The sequence below is a fragment of the Maribacter arcticus genome (assembly GCF_900167935.1).
In the GTDB taxonomy this organism is placed as follows: Bacteria; Bacteroidota; Bacteroidia; order Flavobacteriales; family Flavobacteriaceae; genus Maribacter; species Maribacter arcticus.
Window position 1 is genome coordinate 200,256 of the sequence record NZ_FUYL01000004.1, and the last position, 14,060, is coordinate 214,315.

Annotated in this window: 5 protein-coding genes; all 5 read right to left on the reverse strand. The window is 35.4% G+C overall.

All coding sequences use genetic code 11. The features are described from left to right. Positions 1–7,315, reverse strand: a 7,315-nt coding sequence (locus B5X55_RS08000; RefSeq protein ID WP_079512093.1) for a malectin domain-containing carbohydrate-binding protein, incomplete at its 3' end; no start/stop codon positions are given. 405 nt (positions 7,316–7,720) lie between these two features. Then, the gene (locus tag B5X55_RS08005) at positions 7,721–10,087 is read right to left on the reverse strand and encodes a GumC family protein (protein WP_079512094.1); all 2,367 of its coding nucleotides are present in this window, start codon (positions 10,085–10,087) and stop codon (positions 7,721–7,723) included. A 40-nt stretch (positions 10,088–10,127) separates the two neighbouring features. After that, a complete protein-coding gene (locus B5X55_RS08010; RefSeq protein WP_079512095.1) occupies positions 10,128–10,898 on the reverse strand; it encodes a polysaccharide biosynthesis/export family protein in 771 nt (256 codons plus the stop codon). 43 nt (positions 10,899–10,941) lie between these two features. Continuing rightward, positions 10,942–12,879 carry a polysaccharide biosynthesis protein gene (locus B5X55_RS08015; protein ID WP_079512096.1) on the reverse strand — a complete coding sequence of 646 codons (1,938 nt, stop codon included), beginning with the start codon at positions 12,877–12,879 and terminating at the stop codon, positions 10,942–10,944. Next, positions 12,876–14,003 (reverse strand): DegT/DnrJ/EryC1/StrS family aminotransferase, encoded by a 1,128-nt coding sequence (locus B5X55_RS08020; protein ID WP_317042699.1) that lies wholly within the window; start codon positions 14,001–14,003, stop codon positions 12,876–12,878. Before B5X55_RS08020 ends, B5X55_RS08015 begins: the two co-directional genes overlap by 4 nt. Between the last annotated feature and the right edge of the window lie 57 nt (positions 14,004–14,060).

Sequence of the window (14,060 nt, forward strand, 5' to 3'; positions counted from 1 at the left end):
CAGACTCCGACGGAGTACCGTCGTCCGTTACCGTGATATCGACTGCGTAAGGACTATTGTTGGCAGCACCAGTAGTAATGGTTCCGCTAATTAATCCCGTTACCATATCTATCGAAAGTCCGGTCGGAAGATTGGTAGCCGAATAGGCCATACCATCGTCCTCTGTATCTGTAGCATCTATTTGTAACGAGACAACATCTCCTACTAAACCATTTTGAACTCCTGGATTCGTCAACGTTGGAGCTTGATTAGCTGGTGTATTAACTGTAATAGTTAAAGTAGCAAGATTCGTTAGAACTCCATCACTAACCGTTAACTCTACATCATATGTACCAGGTGTATTGAAGATATGTGTTGGATCCGCAATCATCTCATTTGGGGTCCCATCTTTAAAGTCCCACAAATAGTTTATCACCCCTGTATCATCAGTTGAATTACTTCCTGTGAAATTCACTGTCAATGGAGCATCACCTGTTATAACATCTGCCTCTAACACAGCTACTGGAGCTTGATTACCAGCTTCGCCAATATTCCAAACAAATTCAACTGTATTTGATTGAGAAGGGCTACAGTCGTCTGTTACTGTTACCTCTACATTATAAGGGCTATTATCCGCAGCACCATTGGTTCCACCTCCCTGAAGAGACTCAGCAGCGGCTAACAACTGAGTTGGGGTATAATTTTGATCTACTTTATGTAAAGTCGCACGATCAATAAGATGACCATCAGATCTGGATGAAACTTCCATAGTATAAATACCTGGATTGTCAAATTGTACAAAAACTTTACGTGCATCATTATCACTGGTTTTTGTATTCCAATTCCATGCAATGGTGTTGGTATATACTTTTAACCAACCACCTGAAGAAGCACCCTGGACAATAGGTGTTTTTCCTACTCCCACAGGATAAACAATACCTGTAGTTCCTGCATCATCTATAGCTCCATAAAAATCATCCGCATCGTTAAAACGTAGCCATGCATCATTATGCTCTGTAGTCGGGTCAGTAGCCGCAATGATTCCAATCTTATTGTACCATTGAAATCTATAAAGTCCTGGTGTCGTTATTTCAACCTGAGTAGTAATGGTACCATTACCTGGGCTACCAAAACTATCTACTGAATTAAAAAGATAGCTATCACCTGTAAAACCAGACGCAGAGGTTTGTTCAGACCAATTACTTCCATAAGTCAAACTCTCCATTTCTATAACTACCAGACCATTATTTTCCTGATACGCACCAGTTCCTGAACCACCATTAGAAACCGTTCCAGTAATTAAACCCGTGTTGGCATCAATTGTTAAACCCGAAGGTAAGCCTGTAGCGCTGTATGTTTCATCTGTACAAGCCCCTGTTGCATTAATTTGAAGGGAAACAATATCACCTTCGTTATTATTTTGAGTTCCAGGATCAGTTACGTCCGGCACATCAATTGAATTGGATAAATTGATTTCCTTAGAAGAATTATTTCCATAATTAATGGTTAAAATAGCACTTCTATTAGCTCCAGTACCTGTGAGGGAAATTTCTATAGGATGTACAGTATTAGGATTTAACAATTGATTGGTTAACTCCCCTGATACTATATTAAAATCGCTGGCATTCGTACCAGAAATAATCATTGAAGTAATAAATACCCCAACGTTACCATTTTCTAAATTCAAATCAATGGATTCCGTTGCTCCATCAGCAATCAACAAACCGCTTAATGAAGTAAGGTCGCTAGCTATACTTGGACTACCTACAGGTGCATCCTCACCATAAAACTCCATATTTTTTTGATTCCCTCCTCCTTGTACTGGCGAACCGGCCAAGATAAATATGCCATTTCCAGAAACTATAGCCTGAGTACCATGTCTAGGTGAATTCAAACCAGGCAATGTACTCCATGATTGAGCTACTGGATCATACTCTTCAACGGTTGTTAAAGAAGGTCCAGCGATTTCACTTTCCCCACCAATGACCATTAATTTATCGTTAAAATTAACTGCAGAAGATCCACCTCTTGATGTTGGAATATTCTGACCAGCTGGCAATGTGGTCCAACTTTGACTTACAAAATCGTATACATCAACCTCATCTATTGTTGGTGCAAATGTTCCTCCTGGTCCTCCTGAAAGTCTACCACCTGAAACATATAATTTATCGTTAATAACTACGGCAGCAAAGTGATCTCTTTGTCTTGGCGTATTGGTCAAGACTGTCCATACACCAGTTGCAGGGTCAAATTCATCAAAATATGAAACATAGCCTCCATTGTGTCCTAGAGTATTACCGGCAACAACATAAAACTTATTATTGTACATAACCAATCCTGCTGACCCTCTTCTTCTATTGGCAGGTATTTGAGGACCTTGAATCCATTCTTCATTAGTTGGGTCAAATGCCCATACAAATTCAGCAGAGGTTTCGTTCGGGTAGGCATTATCCTTAAAGGAGCCTATTACCCAAATTAATCCTTGGTATTCCGTAGCTTGAAAATGATTAAATGCAAAAGGAGCTGAATCAACCAACGAGTTCCAAGTATTTGAATTATAATCATATATATCAATCGTTTTGGCGTTTTCCCTTCCACCCATTAGATAGAATTTATCACCTGCCTGAACAAATGAATTTTCATGTCTCGCCGTATACGTCTCATCTTCATTCTTATTGACCCAAGTTGAAGCCATAGTCCATGTAAATGAGGTACTTGCTGGAGCAGAACCCCGTTTATTCGCGGTAACTACTACTTTATGTACACCATTACTATTTGGTCCACCAATAGAAGCTGTTGCTTCAATTGTTCCGCTAATTTGACCACTACTTGAATCTATACTAATACCGTCTGGTTGACCAGATATATAATAAATGATATCCTCACCAGGGTCACCACCAGAAGCAGAGGCATTGAAATTAACTACTTCGTCTATGTCATTCGATTGATTGGCTATAGATGATATTGTTAAAGTAGGATTTGAAGAATCTACCTCTATAATTTCTATAGCACTAACTATAGGGTTTTCAGCAACTCCATGAAGAAATAGAATATTTATTTCACCATCATTAAGTCTCACTGGAAAAGAAAGCATACCCGCCGTCAAATGTCCGAACTCAGAAATTAAATCCAAATTATCTTTAACGATAACTCCTTCCAATGAAATATCAAATATTCTATCACCTATCTCATTTGCTGGCTCATAACTATTTCCTAAATAAAGATTTACGACATAATCTCCATTCTGCAAAGGAAATTTAAATTCCATCTCATTTCCTGTAGCAGCATCATAGCGTTCTCTTCCAAAAATTCCATCAAAAGTGGTTTTATCAATGTAAGCTGGTACAGTTGCATCTTTCTTATTGAACTCTAATGTAGAATTTATAGAAAATCCTGTATTTACAGAATACATACCTGATGTATATGCCCCATTTGTATTATTAAACTTCCAATCTGTGGCATCGTCAGTAGCAGTAACCAAATCACCTCCTACATTTACTCTATATGTAATAGCATCAAATATGATCCAATTAAAAGTAATAACGACCGCATCATTAGTTAATCCATCCTCATCATCTACCGTAATGGTAACAGTATAAGGACTATTTAATTCAGCACCAACTTCAGCAGTACCCCCTATTTGTCCATTAGTAGGTTCAATTACCAATCCTGGAGGAAGACCAACTGCTGTATAATTTTTATTATTGCCATCACCACCGAAAGCAATTACAGTTAAACTGCCGTCAAGTTGCTCACCAACAGGAGTTCTTTGATTTTCAATATCTGCCACATATATAGGTGTTTCAGAATCGGAAGCATCCAAAATTTCAATCCCGTTGATCATAGGGTTTTCAATAGCTCCATGGACAAAAGAAATATCAATAACACCATCGGTTACCTTAATAACATGACTTATTACAGCACCTACTTGATGCCCAAAAGTTCCTGATAGATCTATATCATTCAAAGCAGGATAAGTAATCCCTTCTAACTGAACATCAAACAAACGTTGTTCAGCAGCTGAAGTTCCTGACCAGCCGTTACCCATATAAAGTCTTACTTCATAATTGCCTTGTTGTGCCACCGGAAATGAATATGTAAGATTCGGTGCTCCTTTAGCACTATCCGCTCTTTCGGTATTAAAAATGGAACTTGGTGTTGTAGAAGGAACAGTAGGACCACTATTTACTGTAAAGGCAAAAGATTGGTTACTTCCGGGAACAGTAAGATAAGCGGAATTGTTTGTAGGAGTATCTTGCTCCCAATCAATATCGCCATCAATGGCCGCTATTTGCGGTCCACCCGCATTAATACGATATAAAACAATCGGTGAATCTGTAACATTAACTTCAAAAGTTTGCTCTACAATATTAGATTCTGCATCTGTAGCACGTATTGTAATATTTGATATTGCTGCTACACCAGGATAAGATAAAGTTAACTCATTACCATTAATAACCGCACCTACATTCGTATTCGAATTATTTTCAACTGTATATATAAGATTGGAAACTCCATTATTATCGTCAAAATAATTATCCAATTCAATTACCTCATCATTCGAATTAATATATCGATATAAATCTGGAATTTCGGTTACTATTGATGGTATATTGGTACTCACTTTGAGGTACTCCCAACTTCCTTCTAATTCTACACCGACCGTATTAGATGTACCAATAAATCCTACAGCCAAATCGGTATTCGCATCTTGTATTGCGACTAAAGTATTCCCAGTAGCTGTAATGGTACCTAATGTTTGCCGTACCCCATCTTCAATTTTGTAATCGAATTGTAAAACCCCCGTTATAGGATTAACCACTATATAAAGATATAAATTCGAACTTGGTCTATCTATTTCAGGTAATGGTAAGAAAAGAGCGTTCGCAGTATCAAGAACATCATTTACTTCTTGTATTACAGATAGTCCATTTTGGGTAATAACAAATTGCACAAAATTATCCTGAAAACCTGTTCCTAAGAAAATACCTAACTCACCGCCAATTGCATTAGAATTACCGTAAAGTTGCAGATTACTATCAAAGTTTTTCATCCAAGCCTCCACAGTAAAATCACCAGTAGTTTCACTTACCTGTACCCCCATCTGATAAGCTTTTTCCTGATCATTAGAAGTTCCTTTAGCTGTACCCCATCGCATATGTGAAGTCATAATTCCTGGTGCCCCTCCGAGAACATCATTAATATTGGGTTCATTGGGATTATAAGGATCTCCTTCTTCGGCCCGTCTATCAATCCAATCCAACCAATTGGGACCCGTATCCCCATTATTCATAAGACCAGTCATACCCAAACCAAAAATTCCTCCAATACCCTGTTGACTATTAAGTAAATCATTTTGTATTGGCAGCATGAAGGCATCGCTTCCACCAGTATCAGGATTTCCTAACTGAAAAGGATCTTCGCTATCCAGTATCCCATCATTGTCATCATCTGGATCATTAAGATTAGAAACAAAAGGAGCTCCTGCAGATTTATCAAAATCATCGGGTTGAGACCCTCCATTACAGGGATCAGTACCATTATCAACTTCATCTTGATTTGTATATCCATCACTATCATAATCAGCTAAAGCTTCATAAAGAGGGTCATTGGGGTCAATACAATTTACCGCATCCGCAGGTTCTATAACAACTAATTTACCGTTTAAGGTACCAGTCCAAATCGTTCCTGGAAAAATATCACTTCCACCTTGAGCGGTTAAACCTAATACATTACCTCCTATTCCTGTTATAAATGTGCTTGATAAGGTTTCAAGGCTACCATCTGGCTGTAACTCAACCCTTCTCACAACTCCAGTATTTACACCAGCTAATAAATCGCCTTCCATAGCACCTTCAAAATTGCTAGCTGAATATTCTACAATAGCATTTGTATTAGTTCCCCAACCTGTAATTATCGCATCATCATCACCCTCAGGATTAGGTAATCCTGGTCCTCGCCAATCTCCTTCGACAGGATTAGCTAAATTTATAGGAACTGGTGGCCAATCTGCCGGAAGTGCTTCTGCCACATTTGCAGTGGTATTTGGATCAGTACCATCTGCATTAGGATCATAAATTTTAGTTCTAAAAACTGCTGTCGTACCGTTATCAGTATACAGTCCCGCACTTATAGGGTTCGCTCTAATAGGATTAGGGTGTCCTCCATAATAAGACCCAAATGTATAATTTTGAACATTGGTTGTTATGAGCTCCAAGTGGTCAAGATTATTTATATACTCACCATCGGGAGCAGGGTTACTAATACCTCCTCCTCCAGTTTCGTTTGGATCATAGTCATTGTTTACAAAAGGGGTACCTTCGTTTATAGGGAATCCACCCCAGCCCACATTGGCCCCATTATCCGTTACATACACCGCTCCAGATTGAGTAATCACTAAATCATATGCATTTCGATATCCTGGAGAAAAAATTTGAACAGGTCCGCCAATAACTAATTTAGCTTGGTTTAGTCCGTCATTTCCACCAAACGGATCATTTACATCCACCCCATCGTAATTTGGATTATTAGGATCTGTAATTCCATTAACATTATTTCGTGTAGGATCGTCAACAGTAGGTAAATCATATATATAACTTCTACCAGCATCATTGGAAATAGGTAAGGCTTCCAATGCTGTTAAATTAATAGATAGTACCGCACCAGAAAGAGCATATTCAGTTATAAATGCAAAGTTATTAGAAGGCCCTCCTCCATTTGTATGTCCGCCCTGAGCAACCAATAAATAATCGATTCCACCAATAGTGGTAAACTGAATGCCATTTGTAGCATGATTTTCTTCAGACCTTGGTAATCCACGTACTATATCTACAACAGACCAAACTGACCCAGTTTTAGTAAAGCGAGTTATGATTCCTGAATTCGTATCTAAATTAGTATCTCCTTTATTAACATTACCTCCAATACGAATATCACTAGAAGAAACATAAATTATAGGTTCCTGAGGCGTACCAACTACCTTTATCCCTGTAGTCTCCCTTTGGGTTGAGCTATTAAGCGAACCATCGTCATTATGGTTTTGAATATTGGCAAGTGAATTCAAAATTTCCATATCCATTACGATATAATTGTTGGCGGCTACCTTCTCTACTGTTAAAACTTTTATAGCACCTGTATATTCAGCGACATATAGCCTTCCATCAGGACCAAATTCTAATGCAGTTATTCCAGATTGAAAGGAAGCAAAACCATTAAGATTCAAATTACTCTGCCCAAAATTAATTTGAGCATTTAAATGGCTAATTCCCAAAACACTAAACAAAAGGGTAGTGACAAGTGAAATAAATGAAAATGATTTTAGGCATTTATGTTTCATATTCTATAGAATAAAGTGATGCTAATATGTAACCGATTTTCACGGTCATTTAATTTTAAAACAAATATAATCGAATAACACTTTGAAAAAATATTACCCTTCTTATATTCGTTTAAACCTTAATGTTACTCGATAAAATACAGATATAAAAAACACACGAAATAGTAGGAAAAAAGCTATAAACCAGAAATAGGATATAAAGAAACACCAAACGTCCTATAAAATCAAAAGTAAAAGGAAGCTAAACAAATGGAAAACAGAAAGTTAAAAGGCTACAACTTACTTATACTATTTCCTTAATTTATACGCATAAAAAAAGCCGCAAGACGGCTTTTTTTATTAATATATTTTGAAAATACAAGCAAAATTAACTGTGCTTTAAATTATAATTATTACTAAAGACTTTTAGAATTTCCACCATTTTTTAGCATTTTTACCATACCCATAACCATATTTACCACCGTAGCCTAAGCTATCTAAACTTACATCGTTTACTACGAAGGAAACTCCTTTCAATTTACCTTCATCACGTAAATTCAATGGGAATTTAACGGCAGTTTCATCAGTAACACCAGCTCTTGTTACATAAATAATATGATTAGCATAAGGTGCAATTAATAATGTATCACTTACCACCATCATTGGAGCTGTATCTACAATGACATAATCGTACATTTCAGAAACTTCTTTCAGCAATTCTTCTACCTTAGAACTCATTAATAGTTCTGCAGGGTTTGGTGGTATCTTTCCTGAATAAATGACATCTATAGTATTATTATGTACCAACATTGGCCTAATAATATCCTTAACACCAATAGTATCATCTAATAGGTATTCTGTTAAACCTGCATCCTTATTTCTAGTAGCAGTTTTAAGCTTATCTACAGAATCCCCTGAAAAGAAAGAATATAATTTAGGGTTTCTAATATCTGCACCAACCAATAACACTTTTTTATCTGTACTTGCCAATATCATCGATAGATTAGAAGAAACAAATGTTTTACCTTCTCCTGGAGTACTTGAGGTAATATAAATAATATTGTTCTTGTTTTTATCAGAGGCGTGTTTAGTCTTGATTAAAAAGTCCAAATTTGCACGAATAATTCTTAAAGCTTCCGCTAATACAGATCGATCATCATTAATAATTATTTTACTATCCTTTTTAGCAAGTCTAGGCAATTCACCTAAGACAGGAATATCTTTGGTATATTTCTCTAAACTATGTTTATTATGAATTTTAGTATCTAATTGATCTTTAACATAAATTACACCAAATGGTAACAACAAACCTAGTATTAGGGCCGCTAAATAAGTTATTGCTTTTTTAGGTTTTACTGGCGTAGGACTAGAAACATACGCAGTATCTATAACATTAGACTTTGGAGACGCTGAAGCAAATGCAATTTGTGATTCCTCCCTCTTCTGTAAAAGATACAAATACAGTGATTCTGTCGTTTCTTGCTTACGGGTAATATTACGCAATTCTCGCTGATTTTCAGGTGCGGAATAAATAGTCCCTTGAATTCGCCCTAATTGACTCTGCAAAGTACTCACGTTCATACCAACATTACGTTCTAATGAATTTAAGCTAGATTGCATAGTATTTTTTATTCCATCTAATTGCTGATCAAGATTAACAATCATAGGGTTTTGCTCATTCGAACTCTTTAAAAGTCTCTTTCTTTCAGCTACTAATGCATTATACTGAACAGTTGCCTGGCTAAGGGCTCCACTACCAACATCTACAACAGGCATTTGATCATACCCTGTTTCACTAGCAACATAATCTTTTAATCCACTAACCATTTGCAGCTGCACCTTTGCATTCTCTAAATTCGAGCGACTGCTAGCACTAACCTGAACGGCAGCACCAACTTCAATACCTGAACCAGTCATTCCTTTTTCAGTCAATAATTCTTGGGCATCTTTATCAACATTAGTTAAGGTGCCAGAAATTAATTGAATTCGGTTGTTAATAAAGTCAGAAGTAGTGTCTGCAATACGTCGTTTTTCTTCAATGGCATTTCTATTATAAATTTCAATTAATTTATCTATAATATCTTTTGCCTTTTTGGGTATGGCACTAGTCATAGAAACATCTAAAATATTTGAAAATTCAGCAGTTACCGAAATATTAACAGCCGACTTAAAAGCACGTGCTACCTTTTCGACAGGACTAAGAGAGACCTGATATCTTTTACCAATTAAAGCCTTAGGATCCTTTACATTTGGAGTAATTACCATATCTCCTACAGGAGTTGAAATACCATTACCGTATGAATATATTTTAGACGGAACATTTTCGTTTTCAGTAAATCCAAAAGTATTATCTGAAGAAAATTCAATAAAAAAACTATAATTGGCGTTAGCTATAGTTGAATCTGCTGCAATAAAATTTATTTTAACAGGCGGATTAGTATACACTTCAGAATTAATAATATTACCTAAAGCTATGATACGAACATTAGCACCCAATTCCTTGACTACTTCTATAAAATTAGATCTCGAGCCTAAAATTTCAATTTCATCTTCTACTTGTTTTGATGAACCTCCAAAAACATTAAGATCCTGAAAAACACTCATTTCATTACCAGCGTTTTTCTCTTGAACTATTTGAATTTGCGATTTTACAGCATATTCAGGAGTAGTATATCTAATATTAACGTATGCAATTATTAATGCCACAAGACCACATAACACAAACCATTTCCAATGCTTTGCGTAGGTAGAAATTACATTTTTTATATCTTCTTTTTTATCTGAAAAACTCATAGCATGCTATTGAAGTGGGTAAGTGAAATTTCTCTAATCTCTATCTAATAAGTATAAGCGTAGTTGTAATTAAAAGGGAAGCAATAGAAATAGCTACTCCTGCCCTATTATCCAAAGTAGAAGAGGTTACTGCAGATTTGTTAGGTTGAACATACACTACATCATTTTGTGTTAAATAATACACAGGAGAATTCAAAGCATCTTTACTTGTTAAATCTATTCGGGTATACACTTTGGTACCGTTGAAATCACGAATAACCAATACATTGTTACGCATTCCCTTAATATTTAAATCATTTGCTAAACCAATCGCTTCCAATATTGTAATTTGTTCTCCATTTGCAAAATAAGTTCCGGGGTTATTTACTTGACCTAAAATAGTAACCGTAAAGTTCACCAGTCTAATATTAATAATAGGATTTTTAAGATAAGGTTGTAATTTTTCCTTTAACATTTTTTTAGTTTCCTCTGGCGTCAGCCCTAATAATTTAACTTCACCAAGTACAGGGAAATCAATATTTCCTTGTTTATCTACAATATAATCTAACTGTTCTGGCCTAGAACCGTTTCCTTGAATTCCTTTAAAAACATTAAATGGTAGACTTGCTTCAGCGTCTAATGTTGAAACATTTATAGACAATACATCATCAATTTTGAAAGTATTGTTATGTGAATTATCACTAACTATTGTTTCATAATCTTGTGCATCTTGAAAATAAACCACATCTTTTTTAGAGCCACACGAGGTTACAACTAACCCTATTACTACAAGTACTAAATATGTACTTAATTCAATTTTTTTTCTAATCATTTTGAAGATTAATTTAGCAACGGTAATTTCGTTGGAATGGTTATTATTGTTCTACAATTTTTAATGTCGTTTTATTTTGGAAATCACTGATATTTGAATTTTTATCTAATTCACAAAACTGCGAATTTTTTGAAACATATTCAGGAACAATTTCTTTCATTAATTTAACTGTGTTGCCACTAAAAAACATATTAGTAATACACAATTCATCAATTTTAGATCTTACCCTTGCATAATCTACATCGCGAACTTTACTAATCTTGATTTTTTGATGATACGTTGGCAACGTGTTTTCTCCATTGGCTAAAAGTTCTTCATATAGTTTTTCACCTGGTCGTAGACCAGTAATCTTTATATCAATATCTTCAGGGTAACGTAAACCAGAAAGTTTAATCATATTTTTAGCCAAATCATAAATTTTAACCGATTCTCCCATATCAAAAATAAATATCTCACCACCTTCACCCATAGCTCCTGCTTCCAACACTAATTGTGAAGCTTCTGGTATAGTCATAAAATAACGCGTAATATCTTTGTGGGTTAATGTTAACGGGCCCCCTTTTTCTATTTGCTTTCTAAACAAAGGTATAACAGATCCATTAGATCCTAACACATTACCAAAACGTGTAGTTATAAATTTAGTTTTGTTCTCATTCTGCATACAACTAATGTACATTTCTGCGATTCGTTTAGTAGCACCCATTACATTAGTAGGATTCACAGCCTTGTCTGTAGATATAAAAACAAATTTCTCAACACCATGTAGTACAGAAAGGTCAGCTACATTTTTAGTTCCACCGACATTAATTTTAATTGCTTCATAAGAGTTATATTCCATTAAAGGAACATGCTTATAGGCTGCAGCATGAAAAACCACATTTGGTCTGTGTTCCTCAAATAAAGCATTCATCCGATTTTTATCTCGAATATCTGTTACGATAGGAATAAAGTTATGAAATCCGTTTTGCTTTAACTCTTGCTGAAGGTCATACAGTGCAGATTCTGCAGAATCGATTATGATAAGTGATTTATATGAATAATTACATATTTGGCGAACAATTTCACTACCAATAGACCCGGCACCCCCTGTTACCAATATGGACTTATTCATCAACTCCATAGCAATCTTGCTATTCTTAATATTAATGGGTGCACGATCCAATAAATCTTCAATCTGTACTTGCTTTATTTGAGATACTTTTAATTCTCCGTTAATCCAATCTTCAATAGGTGGAACTATTTTAACAATTATAGGCAAGTCTACTAACCCCTCTACGGTTTTACGTAATTTTCTAGAGTCAATATTTTGTATTGAAAATATAATTTCTGAAATATTATTTTTTACAATAAAAGTTTCTGTTAAAGACTTCCTGCCAAATACAGGCACCCCATTAATATTTTTACCGATTTTTTTTACATCACTATCGACATAACCTAGTACTTTATATCTACTTTTAGAATGATTTGTTATAGCACCATGAGTAAGAACACCTGATTCCCCTGCACCATAAATTAACACATATTTATTCGCTTTAATAGTACCATTCATTCGATTATACATCGATTTAAATACGAATCTTGAAGCAGTAAGAACAACAAACGTTATCAAACTATTAATTATAATAATGGATAATGGCACCGTAAAGCTATTAATGAAATCTAATTGCCTATTTCCTATGACAATAAAGATTAAAATAATGCTTGATAAACATACGGCATTAAAGATATTATATACATCTCTCACACCTGTGTGTCTCACTACACCTTTATATGAGCCTACTATAAGAAAAGATATTAAAGCGGTAAGCACTACCATTGGTAATTGAACCATTAAATTCTTAACGTCAAAATCAAATGTTAAATTAAACCTAATCAGATAAGACAATACAAATGAAAAACCGACAATAAGAAGGTCAATACACAAAACAAGCCATTTTGAGGCGTAGCGTTGTGAAGAATTAGTCAAATATTTTAGTATCATAACAGTACTTTTTTTATGCAATCCGTAACTCGCTCTAAATCTGACAGACTAAGGTTACTACCACTAGGTAGGCAAAGTCCACGACTAAATAAAGATTCTGATGTTCCGTCAACAAATTTTTTATATTCATTGAAAATAGGCTGTAAATGGAGAGGCTTCCATAACGGTCTAGATTCTATATTCTCATCCAGCAAAGCTAATCGAATTCGTTCTCGAATTTCAAATGAAGGCGTCAGAATACAACTTAGCCATCGGTTGGAATAAAAACCATCTGCTTCGTGCAAAAATTCAATTTCCTTCAACGAAGCCAACTTATTTTGATAAAATTCAAAGTTACCTCTACGAGAATCAACTCGGTCTTGTAGTACTTCCATTTGTCCTCGACCAATACCTGCCAAAACATTACTCATTCGATAATTATACCCTACGTTTGAATGTTGATAGTGTGGTGCGTCATCTCTAGCCTGTGTAGCTAAAAATATTGCTCTATCTGTATATGCTTTATTTCTAGATACTAATGCACCACCGCCAGAAGTAGTGATTATCTTATTTCCGTTAAAGGACAGTACACCGATATCGCCAAAAGTTCCACAAGCTCTTTTCATATAAGTACTTCCCAATGCTTCTGCACTATCTTCCAAAACTGGAATGTTATATTCTTTTGCAATGCGCTGTATTTCTTCTACTTTATAAGGCATGCCGTAAAGATGTACCGCAATAATCGCTTTTGGAACTCCTTTTTCTATAATTCTATTTTCTATTGCCTTTCTCAAAAGTGAGGGAGACATATTCCAAGTATCTTTTTCACTATCTACAAAAACAGGCGTAGCACCCAAATACATTATTGGATTTGCTGATGCAGAAAAAGTAAAACTTTGACAAAGCACCTCGTCACCATGTTCAACTCCTAAAAGTTGCAACCCTAAATGGATTGCGGCAGTACCAGAGCTTAAGGCTGCCACATGCACCTGATCTCCTAATTTTTCAGATATAGCATACTCAAAAGCATTAACATTAGGACCCAAAGGAGCTATCCAATTGGTATCAAAGGCTTCATTGACATAATCTTGTTCTGACCCTCCCATGTGAGGAGAGGACAGCCATATTTTTTCTTTTGTGTCTATCACTTTTGACTTTTAGTATTTAAGTAAATGTACGTCTAGTTTTTACTAAAGGTAAAT